Source organism: Haloterrigena sp. KLK7 (assembly GCF_037914945.1).
Classification (GTDB): Archaea; Halobacteriota; Halobacteria; order Halobacteriales; family Natrialbaceae; genus Haloterrigena; species Haloterrigena salinisoli.
Genome location: NZ_CP149787.1, coordinates 1,927,638 through 1,944,440 on the forward strand (window position 1 = coordinate 1,927,638; position 16,803 = coordinate 1,944,440).

Annotated in this window: 18 protein-coding genes; 7 read left to right on the forward strand and 11 right to left on the reverse strand. The window is 66.1% G+C overall.

The genetic code is table 11. From position 1 onward, the window contains the following. Positions 1-49: 49 nt before the first annotated feature. Complete coding sequence (locus WD430_RS09545) at positions 50-292, forward strand: hypothetical protein (RefSeq protein ID WP_339102213.1); 243 nt, start codon at positions 50-52, stop codon at positions 290-292. Between the two features lie 123 nt (positions 293-415). Continuing rightward, complete coding sequence (locus WD430_RS09550; RefSeq protein ID WP_339102214.1) at positions 416-730, forward strand: NifU family protein; 315 nt, start codon at positions 416-418, stop codon at positions 728-730. Between the two features lie 33 nt (positions 731-763). Here WD430_RS09550 and WD430_RS09555 read toward each other — a convergent pair whose 3' ends face one another. Then, positions 764-2,152: a M28 family metallopeptidase gene (locus WD430_RS09555; RefSeq protein WP_339102215.1), complete on the reverse strand. Its 1,389-nt coding sequence runs from the start codon at positions 2,150-2,152 to the stop codon at positions 764-766. Positions 2,153-2,324: 172 nt separating this feature from the next. Here WD430_RS09555 and pepF point away from each other — a divergent pair, with 172 nt between their 5' ends. The 4 genes from pepF to WD430_RS09575 all read left to right on the forward strand — a co-directional run bounded on the left by pepF (position 2,325) and on the right by WD430_RS09575 (position 7,036). After that, positions 2,325-4,136 (forward strand): oligoendopeptidase F, encoded by a 1,812-nt coding sequence (gene pepF / locus WD430_RS09560; RefSeq protein ID WP_339102216.1) that lies wholly within the window; start codon positions 2,325-2,327, stop codon positions 4,134-4,136. A 367-nt stretch (positions 4,137-4,503) separates the two neighbouring features. Then, positions 4,504-5,736, forward strand: coding sequence for a proteasome-activating nucleotidase Pan2 (pan2, locus tag WD430_RS09565; protein ID WP_339102217.1), 1,233 nt, complete (start codon positions 4,504-4,506; stop codon positions 5,734-5,736). 353 nt (positions 5,737-6,089) lie between these two features. Next, the gene (locus WD430_RS09570; protein ID WP_339102218.1) at positions 6,090-6,566 is read left to right on the forward strand and encodes a pyruvoyl-dependent arginine decarboxylase; all 477 of its coding nucleotides are present in this window, start codon (positions 6,090-6,092) and stop codon (positions 6,564-6,566) included. A 71-nt stretch (positions 6,567-6,637) separates the two neighbouring features. Beyond that, positions 6,638-7,036: a DUF5811 family protein gene (locus WD430_RS09575; protein WP_339102219.1), complete on the forward strand. Its 399-nt coding sequence runs from the start codon at positions 6,638-6,640 to the stop codon at positions 7,034-7,036. 485 nt (positions 7,037-7,521) lie between these two features. Here WD430_RS09575 and WD430_RS09580 read toward each other — a convergent pair whose 3' ends face one another. The 3 genes from WD430_RS09580 to WD430_RS09590 all read right to left on the reverse strand — a co-directional run bounded on the left by WD430_RS09580 (position 7,522) and on the right by WD430_RS09590 (position 9,050). After that, on the reverse strand, positions 7,522-7,917 hold the full coding sequence (locus tag WD430_RS09580; RefSeq protein ID WP_339102220.1) for a DUF6276 family protein: 396 nt from the start codon (positions 7,915-7,917) through the stop codon (positions 7,522-7,524). A gap of 30 nt (positions 7,918-7,947) precedes the next feature. Next, positions 7,948-8,700, reverse strand: a complete 753-nt coding sequence (locus WD430_RS09585) for a V-type ATP synthase subunit D (RefSeq protein WP_339102221.1) — start codon at positions 8,698-8,700, stop codon at positions 7,948-7,950. 146 nt (positions 8,701-8,846) lie between these two features. Further along, a complete protein-coding gene (locus WD430_RS09590) occupies positions 8,847-9,050 on the reverse strand; it encodes a zinc ribbon domain-containing protein (RefSeq protein ID WP_339102222.1) in 204 nt (67 codons plus the stop codon). 62 nt (positions 9,051-9,112) lie between these two features. Here WD430_RS09590 and WD430_RS09595 point away from each other — a divergent pair, with 62 nt between their 5' ends. Next, on the forward strand, positions 9,113-9,436 hold the full coding sequence (locus WD430_RS09595) for a hypothetical protein (protein WP_339102223.1): 324 nt from the start codon (positions 9,113-9,115) through the stop codon (positions 9,434-9,436). A 57-nt stretch (positions 9,437-9,493) separates the two neighbouring features. Here the strand turns inward: WD430_RS09595 and WD430_RS09600 are convergent, their stop codons facing one another. The 7 genes from WD430_RS09600 to WD430_RS09630 form a co-directional block, all read right to left on the reverse strand. Then, positions 9,494-11,107 carry a long-chain-fatty-acid--CoA ligase gene (locus tag WD430_RS09600; protein WP_339102224.1) on the reverse strand — a complete coding sequence of 538 codons (1,614 nt, stop codon included), beginning with the start codon at positions 11,105-11,107 and terminating at the stop codon, positions 9,494-9,496. Between the two features lie 249 nt (positions 11,108-11,356). Next, positions 11,357-12,769 (reverse strand): ATP synthase subunit B, encoded by a 1,413-nt coding sequence (locus WD430_RS09605; protein WP_339102225.1) that lies wholly within the window; start codon positions 12,767-12,769, stop codon positions 11,357-11,359. Positions 12,770-12,771: 2 nt separating this feature from the next. Next, complete coding sequence (locus WD430_RS09610) at positions 12,772-14,535, reverse strand: ATP synthase subunit A (RefSeq protein WP_339102226.1); 1,764 nt, start codon at positions 14,533-14,535, stop codon at positions 12,772-12,774. A 3-nt stretch (positions 14,536-14,538) separates the two neighbouring features. Continuing rightward, on the reverse strand, positions 14,539-14,871 hold the full coding sequence (locus tag WD430_RS09615) for a V-type ATP synthase subunit F (protein WP_339102227.1): 333 nt from the start codon (positions 14,869-14,871) through the stop codon (positions 14,539-14,541). Beyond that, positions 14,868-15,920 (reverse strand): V-type ATP synthase subunit C, encoded by a 1,053-nt coding sequence (locus WD430_RS09620; RefSeq protein ID WP_339102228.1) that lies wholly within the window; start codon positions 15,918-15,920, stop codon positions 14,868-14,870. The genes WD430_RS09615 and WD430_RS09620 overlap by 4 nt, the downstream gene beginning before the upstream one ends. Further along, on the reverse strand, positions 15,917-16,498 hold the full coding sequence (locus WD430_RS09625) for a V-type ATP synthase subunit E (RefSeq protein ID WP_339102229.1): 582 nt from the start codon (positions 16,496-16,498) through the stop codon (positions 15,917-15,919). Before WD430_RS09625 ends, WD430_RS09620 begins: the two co-directional genes overlap by 4 nt. Before the next feature lie 23 nt (positions 16,499-16,521). Beyond that, positions 16,522-16,791 carry a hypothetical protein gene (locus WD430_RS09630; RefSeq protein WP_339102230.1) on the reverse strand — a complete coding sequence of 90 codons (270 nt, stop codon included), beginning with the start codon at positions 16,789-16,791 and terminating at the stop codon, positions 16,522-16,524. Between the last annotated feature and the right edge of the window lie 12 nt (positions 16,792-16,803).

Sequence of the window (16,803 nt, forward strand, 5' to 3'; positions counted from 1 at the left end):
GCGATCGGCGGACGGACGCTTTTCACGATCGAGGCCGACAGTTCGGCGTATGGAACTGTCGCCCGAGGAGTACGGTGCCTACTGGCGGGGCTCGATCCGCGTCGCGGCGGGCGTCTGTATCGTCGTCTTCGGCTCGGAACTCGTCTCGCCGCTGCTGTCGGGGCCGACCGCCGGCGCGATCGGGCTCGCGGTCTTCCTGTTGGCCGCGCTGATCCTCGCGGGCTCGTTCGTCGCGATGCTCGGCGTCGCCCGCGTCGTCCGGACCGCCGTCGACGCGGAGATGCGCGGTTGACGGTCCGGGCAGCCTCGAGTCGATGTAGCTCGACTCGAGGTGGTCCACCGATTCGCCTCGAGATCCACGCCGGTGAACCGGTCCGTGAACAGAGATATATCCCTCCGGTCCCTCGCCTCGGGTATGAGCGAGTCCGCCCAGTCCCCGGAAGACGAGGTCCGCGAAGCAGTGTCGCTGTTCCTGCAGCGTAACTTCCCGCAGATTCAGGCCCACGGCGGCGATTCGTCGATCACCGCCGTCGACCTCGAGGAGGGGAGCGTCGAGATCAACCTGACCGGCGCCTGCAGCGGCTGCGGCGTCAGTCCGATGACGACTCAGGCGATCAAGCGTCGCCTCCCCGGCGAGGTCGACGAGATCGACGCCGTCTCGGTGACGACCGGCTTCGACGGGCTCACGGAGGGGACCTCGCGGGACATCTCCGACGACGTGCCGTTCTGATCCTCGCGGTTCCGCCTCGGAGCCCCGTTTCGGTCAGTCCCACGAATCGGGCCAGATCTCGGCGGCGCGCATCCCCGGTTCGTACTCTTGTTCTCGCAGTCGCTCTTGGAGCACCGTCGCGTCGACCCGCGGCACCTCGGTCTGGGTGAGCGCTCGGACTAGCAGCGCCGTCAGCACGGCGTGCTCGCGCAGGTTTCGGCGGTCCACCTTATCGCGCGTGTCGGCCGTCGTGTGCCCCCAGCCGCGGCCGCGCTCGCCGCCCTCCGGCGGCTCGCTGTGGAGTTGTAGCGCCGGCACGCCCGCCCGCAGGAACGGCCAGTGATCGCTGAACGGGTGAGGGTCCGGCTCGTGGACGATCGGCTGGCCCGCCGCCGTCGTCACGTCTTCGGCCAGTTCCTCGAGCGGCTCCGACCCGTGGGAGAGCGCCCGCAGGTTTCGGAACCGGCCCGCGCCGTCGACGTTGACCACCGCGCGGACCGACTCGAGGGCCAGTTCGTCGGCCATCGCCTCGGCGCCCAGCAGGCCGATCTCCTCGCAGCCGACGCCCGCGATCCGGACCCGACAGTCGAGGTCGGCCTCGAGGGCCGAGAGGACCGCCGTCGCGCCGGCGACGGTCGCGATCCCACAGCCGTTGTCCAGCGCCCCTTCCGTGATGTCGTGGGCGTCGTAGTGGGCGACGACGAGCACCTCGTCGTCGGTGTCCGGGCCAAGGGTGCCGTGAACGTTCTGACTCGAGCCGTCTTCCGTCGACGCGTCGACGCGGATCCGGGCGCGAGCCCCCCGCTCGGCGTAGTCGGTCAGCCAGTCGTGCGTTTCGGCGCTGACGCCGACGCCGGGGACGGCCGCCTCGGCGTCGAACTTCAGCGCCCCCGTCGGGGGCAGCTGTCCGGGGATATGATTGGCGAAGACGAAGGCCTCCGCGCCCGCGGCGACGGCGTGGCCGAACTTCTCCATCCGGTGGACGAACCGCTGCCCCCGCGGCGTCGTGGTGCTGGCGACCGCGATCGCCCCCTGCAGGTCGGCCTCGGCGAGTTCCTCGGGCGTCCCGTAGCCGACGTCGACCAGCGGCCCCTCGACGTCGCCGGCCGGCGAGTACGGGAGCGCGATCGCCTCGAACGACCGCTGCGGGGTCGTCTCGGCGTTCGATCCGTCGTCCGCCTCGCTCTCCGCCGGCAGCACCGCGAACTCCGTCGTCCCCCGCTCCCAGTACTGCATCGGAAACTCCTGGATCGACACGCCCTCGAGGCCCGCGTCGGACAGCGTTTCGCGGACGATCTCGGCGGCCCGGCGCTCGCCGGACGAGCCGCCCATGCGGTGGGGGAGCTCGGTCAACCGCGTCACCAGCTCCCAGCCTCGGTCGTCGGTCCAGGCGCGACCGAGCGCCCGCTCGAGTCGCTCGTCGATGTCGATTCCCGCCTCCATGGCCACGGATTTTCGCTCGAACGGGATAGGTGTCCGGGCGGCGATACACGGGCGGAGACGGCGCGTGGCGGCTGTTCGACTCGCCCGACGGCTCTCGCCCGATCGCGACCCCGCGACTGCCGGCGGTTCGCCGTCCGATACGCTTTACCACCTACGTTCCGAAACGCGTCGTATGAGTTCCGTTCCCGAACGCTCCGAGGTCGACGAGGAATATACGTGGGACCTCGAGAGCATCTACGCGACCGACGACGACTGGGAGGCCGCCTACGAGGCGGTCGCCGAGCGCGTCGACGAACTCGCGGCCTACGAGGGGCAGGTCACCGACGACGCCGAGACGCTCCTCGACGTCCTCCAGTTGCGCGACGAGATCATGCGCGAGGTATCGACCGTCGCCGCCTACGCCCGCATGCGCCGCGACGAGGACACGACCAACCAGCAGTACCAGGCGCTGACGGCCCGGGCACAGTCGCTGGCCGCCGACGCCCAGTCCGCGGCGTCGTTCATCGATCCCGAACTGCAGGAACTGACCCGCGAGGAGTTCGAGGCGATGGTCGACGAGGAGTCCGACCTCGAGACCTACGACCACTACGTCGACGACGTCCTCCGGATGAAACCCCACACCCGCTCGGCGGAGGTCGAGGAACTGCTCGCCGACCTGAGCGAGGTCACGGGGGCGACGGGCGAGGTCTACAACATGCTCGCGAACGCGGACATGGAGTTCCCCACCGTCGAGGATCCCGACGGCGAGGCCGTCGAGATCACCCAGAGCAACTTCGTCAACCTGCTCAAGCGGCCCGACCGCGAGTTCCGGCAGACGGTCCACGAGGAGTACTACGACGAGTGGTCGGCCATGCGAAACACCGTCGCCTCGGCCTACAAGAACAGCGTCAAGGCCGACGTGAAGACCGCGCGGGCCCGAAACTACGACACGGCTCGCGAGGCGGCTCTCGACGGCCCGAACGTGCCGGTCGACGTCTACGACACGCTCGTCGACACCGTCCACGACAACATCGATAAACTCCACCGCCACGCCGAACTGAAGGAGCGAGCGCTGGACGTCGACGACCTGCAGATGTGGGACGTCTACATGCCCCTGACGGGCGACGAGGGGCCCGACCTCGACTACGACCAGGCCACCGAGTACGTCGTCGAGTCGCTGGCCCCGCTGGGCGAGGACTACCAGTCGCGAGTCGCCGAGGGACTCGAGTCCCGCTGGGTCGATGTCTACGAGAACGAGGGCAAGCAGTCGGGGGCCTACTCCGGCGGCACCTACGACACCCAGCCGTTCATCCTGATGAACTATCAGGACGACATCTCCTCGATGTACACGCTGGCCCACGAACTCGGCCACTCGATGCACTCCGAGCTCACCAAGGAGGAACAGCCGTTCGTCTACTCGAGCTACGAGATCTTCGTGGCGGAGGTCGCGAGTACGGTCAACGAGGCCCTGCTGACGAGCCACCTCCTCGAGACCGTCGACGATCCCGAGTTCAAGAAACACGTCTTGAACGAGTTCTTGGAGCGCGTGCGCTCGACGCTCTACCGCCAGACGCTGTTCGCGGAGTTCGAACACGAGACACACCGTCTCGAGGAGGACGGCGAGCCGCTGACGGCCGACCGACTCGACGAACTCTACCGCGGCCTGAAGGAAGACTACTACGAGCCCGCGGTCGTCGACGACCGCATCGCCCGCGAGTGGATGCGCATCCCCCACTTCTACCGGGCCTTCTACGTCTACCAGTACGCGACCGGCATCTCCGCGGCGCTGGCCATCGTCGACAACGTGCTCCCCGACGGCGCCGGCGGCGAACCGAATCGGGAGGCCGCCGAGGACTACCTCGAGTTCCTCCGGCGGGGCTCCCGCGAGTACCCGCTCGAACTGCTGCGGATCGCCGACGTCGACATGAGTACGTCTGATCCGATCGACCGGGCACTGGAGACGTACGGCCGGCGACTCGAGGAGATGGAAGCGCTGATGGAGTAACTCGAGTTGGCCGGCGACTCGAGCAGTCGATCCGCGCTCTCCTCCGCCCTCGGTTCCGTCTCGCTTTTTCCGGCGCGTCTCTCGTACCGCCGCGCTATCGGCCGTTTCGAGCGGTGCGCGACGGCCTGACGGTCCGGATACTTCCGACGGATGCCGCTTCGCCCGATTCCTCGCTCTCGAGCGAAGCGGCATCGAACCGTCCGGTTTCGAGTCGACTCGAGACGCCCGCTCGAGTCGCCGTCGTCGCTCGTGTGTCCAGTTCTGAGACACCGCATATCGCAGGGTTGAGCCAGCGTTCGCGGGATTCGAAAAGCATCCGGGACCCAAAGGCACATTTATCGTCGGGGACTTACCAGCGTACGTCAGGATGTCTCGAAGCCCGTCTATCCCCGACCGACCTCACCGCGATATCGATCCGGATCTCCCCGACGACGAGCGGCTCGAGGCGCTCCGCGATCACTATCAGGATCTCGTGGACGTCAACGAACAGCTTTCCGAACAGCTGGACGACGCCGACGAGCGCCGGGAACAACTCCGCGAGCGCGTCGACCGCATCGAGCGCGAAAACGAGACGCTCAAGAGCTCCTCGCTGTACATCGCCACCGTCGAGGACGTCCTCGAGAACGAGGAGGTTATCGTCAAACAGCACGGGAACAACCAGGAGGTGCTGACCGACGTCTCGCCGCGGATCGTCGAGCAGATCGAGCCCGGCGACCGCGTCGCCGTCAACGACTCCTTCGCGATTCAGACGGTGCTCAACGCCGAGACCGACGCGCGGGCCCAGTCGATGGAGATCACCGAGCGGCCCGAGGTCACCTACGCCGATATCGGCGGGATCGACGAGCAGGTTCGGGAGGTCCGCGAGGCCGTCGAACAGCCGCTGGCCGAACCCGAACTGTTCGACGAGGTCGGTATCGAACCGCCCAGCGGCGTCCTGCTCTACGGCCCGCCGGGGACGGGCAAGACGATGCTCGCCAAAGCGGTCGCCAACGAGACCGACGCCACCTTCATCAAGATGGCCGGCTCCGAGCTCGTCCGCAAGTTCATCGGGGAAGGCTCGCGGCTCGTCCGCGACCTCTTCGAGATGGCCCGCGAGCGCGAACCCGCCATCATCTTCATCGACGAGATCGACGCCATCGCGACCCGCCGCTCCGAGTCCAAGACCTCCGGCGACGCCGAGGTCCAGCGGACGATGATGCAACTGCTCTCGGAGATGGACGGCTTCGAGGCCCGCGGCGAGATCCGCATCATCGCCGCCACCAACCGCTTCGACATGCTCGACCGCGCCATCCTCCGGCCCGGCCGGTTCGACCGCCTCATCGAGGTGCCCGAACCCGACCGCGACGGCCGCGAGCAGATCCTCGAGATCCACACCCGCGGCATGAACGTCGCCGACGACGTCGACTTCGCCGCCCTCGCGGACGACACCGAGGGCTACTCCGGCGCCGAAATCGAGAGCCTCTCCACCGAGGCCGGCATGTTCGCTATCCGTAACGACCGCAATCAGGTCACCCACCAGGACTTCGTGGAGGCCCTCGAGAAGATCGAAGAGGACGACTCGAGCGACGTCATTTCGTCGCCCGGGTACTTCTACCAGTAACGAACTTTTGCTCTGCGGGTGCGCCTGCGGCGCACCCTCGGGAAAATCTTCAAAAGAGCGCGAAGCGCTCTTTTGGACCTCGCGGGATCTTTGATCCCGCTTAGCTTCGATGAAAAGCACTCCTTCCTCCGTTCGCTCCTTACAGTCGCTCACATCGGTCGTCGGCCCGCTCGCTCGGCCTTCGGTCTCGCTCGCGGTGGATAACGGTGTGATCGCCTGCCCTCCCCCGACTCGCGGCGCCCTCAGTTCTTCGGGCGCCGCTCGTGGCCACTGACTCCGTTCTCGTCACTTCGAGTTCTCTCGAGTCACTCCCGGATCGCAACGCCTTACGCCGTCCGGCCCCGAGGTCGGGTATGAGCACGATTCGAGTCGTCTGGGGGTCCGCGTCGGCGCCGACAGCGATGGCCTCCTACGACGCCGCGCTCGCCGACGCCGGCGTCGAGAACTACAATCTGGTCGCCGTCTCCTCGGTGATCCCGGCCGACGTCGACGTCGAGGCCGTCGGAACGGCGCCCGACCTCGGCCCCGTCGGCGACCGACTGACCGTCGTCGAGGCTCGAGCCACTACCGCGGGGCCGGGACGGGTCAGCGCGGCGCTGGCGTGGGCCCGATCGGCCGAGGGTCCGGGGCTGTTCTACGAGACGGCCGGCGAGACGGATCGGGACGACGTCGAACGCCGCGTCCGCGAGGGACTGGCTGCCGGGCAGGAACTCCGGGACTGGCAGTTCGCCGACCCGCAGGTGGCCGTCGAGAGCCAGCAGGCCGAGTCGGGGGCGCACACGACCGCCGTCGTTCTCGCGGTCTACGGCGAGAGCGAGCCGATCTGTTGACGCATTGTCGGGATTTCCCGAAAGCGAATCCTTTTGATGCGTCGGTGCGTTGCTACCAGTACACACTTCTCATGAACGGAAATACGCCGTACGCCGGGCTGCCGGGAGAAACGGGTGCTGGTCAGCGTGCCGCGGCGGACGTTCCGGACCTCTCGCGGACGCAGAAACGCTCCCTCCACCGCGACGTCTCCCGAATTGCCGCTCGAACCCGCGACTTCCTCCCCGACGAATACGTCGTCGACTCCGAGGTCTCCCAGAGTATGACCGGCCCGCAGGTCACCGTCGCCGTGCGTCCGCCGATCGGGCACGCCGTCAGCGCCGGCTTCACGCCCGACCTCGAGGAGGTCGCGGCCGGCGACGCGGTGATCTCCGCCGACGAACGCGACGAAGTGGCCCGGGGACTGGCCGCCAGCGCCGCCCTACAGGTCAAGCAGGCGATCAGCGACAACGTGACGCCGACCGCGAAGTAGCCGTCTAGCGTCGTCGCCGCTTCTCGAGGAACCGGACGCGAGTAGTCGCCACTCCCGCGATCGGGATCACCAGTGGTTCGACCGTGAGTTCCCTTCGAGGTACTCTCCCGAGGGACGAAGAGATCGGTAGCGCCGAGCGCACCGAGGACGGAACGACTGCTTCAGCGTGGCAACTGGGAATCGCCTCCTCCTCCCCAACCGATTCGCTCACTTCGTTTCACTCCGTTCACTCATCCCTCGCGCAGTGTCGTCGCCCGGTCCTCGTTTTCGTTCACGGCTCACGCTGTTCGCCGTTCACTTTCGAGGTGCTCACTTCGTTCGCACCTCGCTTTCCTCGGACACGGTCGACAGCGCGCGCCACCGCACGCCTGCTTCCCGTCGGAGTGATCTGTAGTCGCAAACCCTCTCGGATCTGGGCTGCTATCGAACGGCGAACTCCGAACACTACCGAACGAATCGGAACCGCGGCGTGGAGTTACGGACGATCAGTACAACAGTTGCTCGAGCTGGTGTCGCCGCCGCTCGAGGTCGATGTACGGCTCGACGTCGGGATCGTCGAGCAGTCGATCGAGTACGAGCAGGGGATCGGTTCCCGCGCGTTCGACGGCCTCGAGGAGGTCCTCGATCGCGGCTCGGTTCGTCGCGAGCGACGAACACAGGTCCACGGCGAGCGCGAACGGGACCGCGGCGTCGGGGTCGGTGGGGTACGCGTCGCTGACCCGCGTGAAGTCCGGTTCCTCGAGGGGGCCGGCGCCTTCGGGATCGACGTTCAAACAGCGGGTACAGAGCGTCCCGGCCGGCGACTCACCCGGCGCGTGCTCGCGGTACTCCTCGGGAATCGAAAAGACGACCGTCGGTGAGCTACATGCCGTACAGGCCATGGTCGTATCGGATTCGCGGACCGAGTGCGATCAGTCGCCGCCCGGAACGCCGCCCGCGGTCGACTGCTCCATGTCGGGTTCGGCCGTGTCTCCGCCCTCGTCCTCGGGAGCCACTTCGTCTTCTGCTTCTTCCTCGGCCTCTCGCTCTTCCTTCTCGGCCTGCTCTTTCTTCTCCTTGATCTTCTTCAGGCGGAAGGTCTCCTCGCGTTCCTGCTCCTCGAGTTTCTGCTCGATGTACTCCTGGCCTTCGTAGAGGTCGGGCAGGAGTTTGAACTCGAGGGCGTTGACGCGGCGCTTGGTGGTCTCGATCTCCCGGAGCATCTTCTTCATCGCCGTCTCGACCTCGGCGGCGAGGATGATGCTCTCCAGCAGGTCCTCGTAGGCCTCGGCGGCCTCGTCGATGCGCGCGGAGGTCCCCATGATCCCGTAGCCGCGCTGATCTAAGCTCTTCGAGACGCGCGAGGACTCGATCTGGGGCACGACCACGCCCATGATGTTCTTCGATTCGGTGGTGATCTCGGGGTGTTCCTGGAGCGCGGCGGCGGCCCCGCGGACGGCGACGTCGCCCTCCATGGCTCGGGCCATGTTGATCTTCTTCTGGGCGTCCTCGTAGTCCTGTGCGAGGTCCCCGCGGACGTCCTGGGCCTTGTCCAGGATGTCCATGAACTCCATGATCAGCCCGTCCCGTTTCTTCTCGAGCGTCCCGTGTCCCCGCTCGGAGAGTTCGATCCGATCCTCGATCTCCATCAGGTTCTTGCGGGTGGGCTTGACGTCCTTGGCCATCTTGTGGAGGGTTTGCGCCCCCAGTCGGATAACTGTTTACAGTTTTGGCGGGTATCGGCCGACGAGGCGCCCCTCGGTACGGGTCGGGTCCCGTCTGAGCCGGACGCCGAGACAAACCGAGGAACTCCTGACGGCACTCGAGAACATCACCCGAGGAAGAGATCGACCATGTTCCCCGACGTCTGGCCGCGGTAGAGTTCCGAGTAGCCACAGTCCGTACAGCTCACGACCATAAACTGCCGATTCTGTATGTCGAAGAGCTTCGACAGTCCCGTCCCGCTGGTCGCGATCTCGTCGATCTCCGTCTCGGTGTGGTCGCACTTGGGACAGCCGCGGTCGTCGCCTTTCATACGTCCGCATTCGTGTTAGAGTCCAAATGTTTTGTGCTCGCGGCCCGTCGGATCGACCAGTGATGTCCGGCGCCGTCGTCATCGTCTTCCTCCTGTTCGCGATCGCCGTCCCGCTGGCGCTCTGGGTCGCGATCGAGAACGAGACGACGGATCTGACCGTCGTCGACCGTGCGGAAGCCGAGCGGATCGCAAAAGAACGCGCTGGTCGGGGTCGGTCGCGAGCCGACTCGAGCGACGATCCAACTGCGAGCGCGAACACAGCTACCGACGACCGCGAGGAGGAACCCAACCGTCGGTCACGGACCGACGATCGATCCTCGACGGAGCGAGACGAGCAGTGGGGAACCCGCTCGGACGAGTCAGATCGCGACGATCGGTGGCGGTAGTTAGTTCTGCGCGACTATTCCGGGTTCCCCCGGACGAATGGGGTGTGACCGAACCCGTTATCCCTGCCCGACCATCCGATCCTCGTCCTCCCACTCCTCCTGGCGGAGTTCGTACTTCTGGATCTTGCCGGTCGCCGTCGTCGGCAGTTCCTCGACGAACTCGACCTCGCGGACCACCTTGTAGCCCGCGAGATTGTCGCGCGTGTAGTCGACGAGTTCGTCGCGGGTCACGCTCGGATCGTCCGGATCGCCGTTGCCCGGCACGACGAAGGCCTTCGGCGTCTCACCCCACTCCTCGCTGGGGGCCGGAATGACGGCCACGTCCGAGACCTCGGGGTGGTCGAACAGCGTGTCCTCGAGTTCGATGCTCGAGATGTTTTCGCCCCCCGAGATGATGATGTCCTTCTTGCGGTCCTGGATCGAGATCATCCCGTGCTCGTCGACGACGGCGAGGTCGCCGGTGTGGTAGTAGCCCTCGACGCGGTCGTTGAACGCCTCCTCGGTCTCCTCGGGCTTGTTCCAGTACTTCTCCATGACCTGGTTGCCGCGGACGACGATCTCGCCGATCGAGGCGTCGTCGCGCGGGACGTCGTTCCCGTCCTCGTCGACGACGCGGATCTCGGTGCCCAGATAGCCCAGTCCCTGGCGCTTCTTGATCGCGAACCGGTCCGAATCGTCGTCGTCGAACGTGCGCCGCGCGTCGGAAGTGGTGATCAGCGGTCCCGTCTCGGTCGCGCCGTAGACGTGTTTGAGGTACCAACCGAACTCGTCCTCGACGGTCCGAATCGTCGCTTCCGGCGGGGCCGACCCCGCAGTTGCGATGCGAACGTCGTTGGCTCCGGTCGTCTCCGGATCGTGTTCCTCGTAGTAGTCGATCAGCAGGTTCAGCACCGTCGGCGCACCGCACATGTACGAAATGTCCTCCGTCTGCACCGCCTCGAAGATGTCCCCGGCGTCGACGCCGCGGGTGCAGACGTGTTTCGCGCCGATCCCCGTCACGGCGTAGATGTGGCCCCAGCCGTTGACGTGGAACATCGGTAGCGTCCAGAGATAGACGTCGTCGTCCCGCAGCTCCTGGTGGGCCGTGACCAGATAGGCGTGGAGCGTCTCCGAGCGGTGCGTTCGGCAGACTCCCTTCGGATCGCCCGTCGTCCCCGAGGTGTAGTTCATCGTGATGATCTCGTCCTCGTCCATCTCGGGGCGGTCGTACTCGGTGCCCGCGTCCTCGAGCACGTCGTCGAACTCCTCCCACTCCCCCTCGACGGCGTCGGCGTCGTTCGTGATGAACGTCTCCGTCGGCACCTCGTCGCGGATCGGCTCGATCTTGTCCGCGAAGTCGTAGTCGGCGTAGATGGCGTCGACCTCCGCGTCCTCGAGCATGTACGAGAAGTCCTCGGGCGTCAGCCGATAGTTCAGCGGCGTGTGCACCGCGCCGAGTTGCATGCTCCCGTAGGCCGCCTCGAGGTGGTAGTGCGTGTTCGGGTCCAGCACCGCGACGCGGTCACCCTTCTCGATGCCCCGCTCCTGCAGCGCCGCCGAGAACCGGTCGGCGCGCTCCCCGAGTTCGTCGTAGGTGTACCGTTCCCCCGTGGTCGCGACGACCGCCTCCTCGTCTCCGTAGTGCGTGCGCGCCCGATCGAGGAAGTCCGTCACGAGCAGTGGCTTGTGCATACGCGACGTACGACATTAACGATAATTAAGTTCATTTCGGTTCGTTCCGGACTGTGGCGTCGATCGATACGTTCGGAAGCGGCTTCGCTTCGGCTCGGGCGTCGCTCGGCTTCGTCGCTGGGTGAGCGGTCGACGCAGTGTCACACGCTCGAGTGGATCAACGAGCGCGACTCGCATCCGTTCGTTCCGGTCGACGGACCGGCGGCTCGCGTCTCGAGCGACCGAAAAAACGAAACCGCAATCGAGGACTCAGTCGGCCTGAACGGCTTCCGGCTCCTCTTCGCGGTAGTGCTCCTCGATGAGCTCCTCGTCGATCCGGTTGAGCTCCGCCTTCGGGAGCATCGAGAGCAGGTCCCAGCCGAGCTCGAGGGTCTCGTCGATCGAGCGGTTGGTGTCGTACCCCTGCTGGACGAACTCCTCCTCGAAGCGGTCGGCGAAGTCGAGGTACTTGTTGTCGCGCTCGGAGAGGGCTTCGCGACCGACGATGTTCACGAGGTCGCGCAGGTCCTCACCCTCCGCGTAGGCGGCGTACATCTGGTCGGAGACGTCGCCGTGGTCCGCGCGGGTCAGGCCCTCGCCGATCCCGTCGTCCATCAGCCGCGAGAGGCTGGGCAGGACGTTAACCGGCGGCTCGATCCCCTGACTGTTGAGGTCCCGATCCATCATGATCTGGCCCTCGGTGATGTAGCCGGTCAGGTCCGGAATCGGGTGGGTCTCGTCGTCGCCGGGCATCGTCAGGATCGGAATCTGGGTGACCGACCCTTCCTTGCCCTCGATACGACCGGCGCGCTCGTAGAGCTGCGCCAGGTCGGTGTACATGTAGCCGGGGTAGCCACGTCGGCCCGGGACCTCCTCGCGTGCGGCGCCGATTTCGCGCAGCGCCTCACAGTAGTTGGTCATGTCCGTCAGGATGACCAGCACGTGGTAGTCCTTCTCGAAGGCCAGGTACTCGGCCGTGGTCAGGGCGAGTCGCGGCGTGACCTGCCGCTCGACTGCGGGGTCGTCCGCGAGGTTCATGAAGACGACCGAGCGCTCGAGCGCGCCCGTGCGCTCGAAGTCGTCCATGAACTCGTTGGCCTCTTCGGCGGTGATCCCCATCGCACCGAAGACGACGGCGAACTCGGAGCCGTCACCGTCGCCGCCCTCGTCCTCCTCGGGCACGGTGGCCTGTCGCGCGATCTGGAGCGCGAGTTCGTTGTGGGGCAGCCCCGACGCGGAGAAGATCGGCAGCTTCTGGCCGCGGACCAGCGTGTTCATGCCGTCGATGGCTGAGACGCCGGTCTGGATGAACTCCTCGGGATACTCCCGGGAGTAGGGGTTGATCGCTTTGCCGACGATGTCGTGTCGTTCGTCGGGGACGATCTCCGGGCCGCCGTCGATCGGGTTCCCGGAGCCGTCGAGCACCCGCCCGAGCAGATCCTCGGTGACGGGCATCTTCATCGTCTCGCCCAAGAAGCGAACGGAGGCGTTGCGGTCGATCCCGCCCGTCCCTTCGAACACCTGGATCGAGACGAGCCCTTCGCTCGATTCCAGCACCTGGCCGCGCAGCGTCCGCCCGTCCTCGGTCTCGATCTCGACGATCTCGTCGTAACCGACCGGTTCGTCGACCTCGGCGAACACCAGCGGACCGCTGATTTCCGTGATTGTCTGGTACTCTTTCATTGTTAGTACAGTGCTCGCAGTTGTTCCTGGAGGTCGTTCTCGATTTCCTCGATGAACGACTCCCACTCCTCGGCGGTGCCCATCCGGTTGAGCCGCGGGGTGGCGTCGACGTCCGTGATCTCCTCGACCGGAACGCCGGCCTCCAGCGCCTCGAAGGCCTCGTCGTTGAACGTCTTGATGGCCTCGAGCATCCGGTAGGTCTTCTCGGGTTCGCAGTAGGTGTCGACGTCGTGGAGCGCGTTCTGCTGGAGCCACGCCTCACGCAGGAAGCGCGCGACCTCGAGGGTCAGCTGCTGGTCCTCCGGCAGCGCGTCCTTGCCGACGAGCTGAACGATCTCCTGGAGTTCGTCCTCTTCGTCGAGCACGTCGACCGCCCACTGGCGGATGTCCGACCAGTCGCTCGCGACGTTGCTCTCCCACCACGGGTCCAGCTGGTCCTTGTACAGCGAGTAGGACTCGTTCCAGTTAATCGAGGGGAAGTGTCGACGCTCCGCGAGGTCGGCGTCCAGCGCCCAGAACGTCTTGACGATACGCAGCGTGTTCTGGGTAACCGGCTCGGAGAAGTCGCCGCCGGGCGGCGAAACCGCGCCGACGACCGAGATCGATCCCTCGTCACCGTTCATCAGCTGGAACTTGCCGGCGCGCTCGTAGAACTCCGAGAGCGACGCGGCGAGGTACGCGGGGTACCCCTCCTCGCCGGGCATCTCCTCGAGTCGGCTCGAAATCTCGCGCATGGCCTCTGCCCACCGGGAGGTGGAGTCGGCCATCAGCGCGACGTCGTAGCCCATGTCGCGGTAGTACTCCGCGATCGTGATGCCCGTGTAGATACACGACTCGCGGGCCGCGACGGGCATGTTCGACGTGTTGGCGATGAGGCAGGTTCGGGCCATCAGCGGGTTCCCGGTCTGCGGGTCGGGCAGTTCCGGGAAGTCCTCGATGACCTCGGTCATCTCGTTGCCGCGTTCGCCACAGCCGATGTAGACGACGATGTCCGCGTCGGACCACTTGGCGAGTTGCTGCTGGGTGACGGTCTTCCCGGAGCCGAAGGGTCCGGGAATCGCCGCCGTCCCGCCCTTCGCGAGCGGGAACAGGCCGTCCTGCACGCGCTGGCCCGTCACCAGCGGTTCGGTCGGCGTCTCCTTGTCACCGGCGGGCCGGGCTTCGCGGACCGGCCACTCCTGGTGCATCTGGATCTCCTCGCCGTTGTCGAGTTCGACGACGGTCTCCTCGACCGTGAACTCGCCGTCACCGACGGTGGTGACCTCGCCGCCCTCGTAGTCCGGCGGCACCATGACCTTGTGGTCGATGGTGACGGTCTCCTCGACGACGCCGACGACGTCGCCGGGTTCGACCTCGTCACCGGGCTCGACCTCGGGAGTGAACTCCCACTGCTTCTCGAGGTCGATCCCCGGGGCGTCGACCCCGCGGTCGAGGAACGCCGTCCCCATCTTCCCCTCGAGGACGTCGAGCGGGCGCTGGACGCCGTCGTAGATGGAGTCCAGCATGCCGGGTCCGAGGTCGACGCTCAGGGGCTCGCCCGTGTTCTGGACGGGTTCGCCCGGGCCGACGCCGGAGGTTTCCTCGTAGACCTGAATCGTGGTCAGGTTCCCTTCGATCTCGATGACCTCGCCCATCAGTCCTTCGTCGCCGACGTAGACGACGTCGTTCATCCGGGCGTCGAGGTCCGTGGCGGTCACGACCGGACCGCTCACGCTTTCGATTACACCGTCTTCGTCGACGGATTCGATGTCTTCTGCCTGGCTCATAGTTTACTGTTGTTCGTCCTCGTCCATCAGGTCGATCCCGATCGCGCGTTTGATCTGCTCGCGCAGTCCGCCGCCACCGGTTCCGCTCCCGATCGTGACGACGACCGGCTCGACGCTCGTCTCGACTTCCTGGCGCACGTTGCGCGACAGGTACTCGAGGTCGTCGTCGTGCATGACGACGATTCCGACGCCGTCGTCCTCGAGAACCGCCGTCGCCGCGTCGTCCAGTCGGTCGTCTTTCTCGTCGTCCGGGACGTTCTCGAACCGCCGGACTCCCGCGAGGCGAAAGCCGGTGGTGAACTCCGGACTGCCGACGACTGCGATTTCCTGACTCATAGGATCACCAGCTCCTCTTCGATCTCGGTTTCGTCGAGGCCGACCTCGCGACCGCGCGCGATCGCGCGGATGTTCTCGACCTCGCGCTCCTTCGCGAGGATGTACGAGAGCACGGCCGAAACGGACACCGGGTGGATACTCGAGAGGGTGTCCGCGTACTCGAGCAACGCAGCGTCTAGTGCGTGCTCGAACTGGATAAGGCTGTCAGCCTCCCGCAGGCGAGAGAGCGCCTCCGAGAGCCGGTCGCCGTAGCGGCGGTTGTCGGCGATGTGGTCGACGAGCCCGTCGTAATCGCCGACGAGCCGGTTCAGATCCGAGCGGTCGAACAGCACGCCGCCCTCGATGTAGTAGGTCGCGGGGTCGAGGTCGGCGCCGCTGCGTGCGAGTCGCAACGCGTTGCGAGCGTTCCGGAAGTCGATCTCGGCCTCGAGGAACTCGACGTACTTCGCTTCCGGTCCTTCGCTCGGTTCTCCGAGATCTGCGAGCAGGTTCTCGTAGAACGCCCTGTCCAGGGCGTTCTCGAGGGGAACGAGCGCGCCGCTCTCCTCGAACTCATCGTAGGCCACCGAGAGGGGCTCGTCGTAGATCGTCCCCGACAGCACCTTGATGGCGTCCTCGATCGTGTCGACCTCGAGGAGCCGTTCGATCGTTCGATCCTCGAGTTCGCCGGCGCGGATGAGGTCCGTCCGGATCTCCTCGGGATCGGTATCGGTGTAGATCCCGCGGATGATCGTCTTGAGGTTCCAGACGTCGAACTTCCGGAGGTATCGAGCGATCAGGTCGTAGAGTCGCCCCTCCGACCAGTCGAGCAGGTCGTCGAAGTGTTTGGCGAGATTGCGGTTCAGGGCGAACTCGATCAGATCGACGCCCGAGAACCGCGTTCCGAGCTCGTTGATCTCGCGTTCGTATTCGGTCTCCTCCATGAACCGCGCGATCTCGCTCGGCCCCATCCGGATCAGCTTGCGGTAGTCTTCGTCCGCGAACAGCGACGCTCGCCGCGATCGCACGCGAGCGTTCACGTATTCCGGATTCGAGGCACCTGCGCTCATTGTTCGAAGAGTCGGTTGCTGATATCCCGGAGGTTGTCTTCCCACACGTCCTCGAGCACCGAGTCGAACGTGTTGTTGACCCGGACTCGCGACTGGTCGCTCTCGACGACGACGCCGCCGAGACACTCGTACTCGCCGGCGTACTCGTAGCCGTCGTAGTCGTCGACGATCGACTCGAGGAGCGCTCGGTCGTCGGCACGACCGTAGACGTTGACGTCGTCGCCCTCGTCGAACTCGTCGCTGGCGGCCTCGAGCAGGTCGCGGGTGAGCTCCTCGCGCTCCTCGCCCTCGAGGCCGGCGAGTTCGTCCTCGACCTGCTCGCGGACGTCGCCGAGCACGTCGCGTCGGGCCTCCAGGCGCTTCTGTTTCGCCTCCAGCTTCGCACTGGAGAGGCGCTGTTCGCGAAGCTGCTCGATCTCGCGCTCGACCTCCGCTTCGGCCTCCGTACGGAGCTCCTCCGCGTCCTCCTCGGCGGCCGATTCGATCTCCTCGGCGCGCGCTTCGCCCTCGGCGCGGATGTCCTCCGCACGCGCGTGGGCCTCTTCTCGAATGTCTTCTACGACTGTGTCCAAACTCATTGTGAAAGAAGGGGTGAATGCGGTTACGCGCCGACGATGAAGACGACGACCAGCGCCAGGATCACGAGCGTCTCGGGAAGGACGGTCATGATCAGGCCCGGAACGAACAGGTCGTCGTCCTCGGCGAGCGCTCCGACGGCGGCAGCGCCGATACCGCGCTCCGCGTAGCCCGATGCGAGCGCGGCGAGTCCGACGGCGAGCGCGGCCGCACCCGCGTCGGTCAGGAACGGACTTTCTTCGACGGTACCATTCTGCAGGACGATGTTTGCGGCGTCTGCGGCGTTTTCGATCATGGTTAGTGTTTT

Bases quoted from the DNA above. Each gene is read 5' to 3' on its own strand.
- WD430_RS09585 (WP_339102221.1), bottom strand. From the start codon at position 8,700: ATGGCCAAGGACGTCAAGCCCACCCGCAAGAACCTGATGGAGATCGAG.
- WD430_RS09575 (WP_339102219.1), top strand. From the start codon at position 6,638: ATGAACGGAAATACGCCGTACGCCGGGCTGCCGGGAGAAACGGGTGCT.
- WD430_RS09625 (WP_339102229.1), bottom strand. From the start codon at position 16,498: ATGAGTTTGGACACAGTCGTAGAAGACATTCGAGAAGAGGCCCACGCG.
- pepF (WP_339102216.1), top strand. From the start codon at position 2,325: ATGAGTTCCGTTCCCGAACGCTCCGAGGTCGACGAGGAATATACGTGG.
- WD430_RS09630 (WP_339102230.1), bottom strand. From the start codon at position 16,791: ATGATCGAAAACGCCGCAGACGCCGCAAACATCGTCCTGCAGAATGGT.
- WD430_RS09600 (WP_339102224.1), bottom strand. From the start codon at position 11,107: ATGCACAAGCCACTGCTCGTGACGGACTTCCTCGATCGGGCGCGCACG.
- WD430_RS09590 (WP_339102222.1), bottom strand. From the start codon at position 9,050: ATGAAAGGCGACGACCGCGGCTGTCCCAAGTGCGACCACACCGAGACG.
- WD430_RS09545 (WP_339102213.1), top strand. From the start codon at position 50: ATGGAACTGTCGCCCGAGGAGTACGGTGCCTACTGGCGGGGCTCGATC.
- WD430_RS09615 (WP_339102227.1), bottom strand. From the start codon at position 14,871: ATGAGTCAGGAAATCGCAGTCGTCGGCAGTCCGGAGTTCACCACCGGC.
- WD430_RS09550 (WP_339102214.1), top strand. From the start codon at position 416: ATGAGCGAGTCCGCCCAGTCCCCGGAAGACGAGGTCCGCGAAGCAGTG.
- WD430_RS09595 (WP_339102223.1), top strand. From the start codon at position 9,113: ATGTCCGGCGCCGTCGTCATCGTCTTCCTCCTGTTCGCGATCGCCGTC.
- WD430_RS09620 (WP_339102228.1), bottom strand. From the start codon at position 15,920: ATGAGCGCAGGTGCCTCGAATCCGGAATACGTGAACGCTCGCGTGCGA.
- WD430_RS09610 (WP_339102226.1), bottom strand. From the start codon at position 14,535: ATGAGCCAGGCAGAAGACATCGAATCCGTCGACGAAGACGGTGTAATC.
- WD430_RS09555 (WP_339102215.1), bottom strand. From the start codon at position 2,152: ATGGAGGCGGGAATCGACATCGACGAGCGACTCGAGCGGGCGCTCGGT.
- WD430_RS09580 (WP_339102220.1), bottom strand. From the start codon at position 7,917: ATGGCCTGTACGGCATGTAGCTCACCGACGGTCGTCTTTTCGATTCCC.
- WD430_RS09570 (WP_339102218.1), top strand. From the start codon at position 6,090: ATGAGCACGATTCGAGTCGTCTGGGGGTCCGCGTCGGCGCCGACAGCG.
- pan2 (WP_339102217.1), top strand. From the start codon at position 4,504: ATGTCTCGAAGCCCGTCTATCCCCGACCGACCTCACCGCGATATCGAT.
- WD430_RS09605 (WP_339102225.1), bottom strand. From the start codon at position 12,769: ATGAAAGAGTACCAGACAATCACGGAAATCAGCGGTCCGCTGGTGTTC.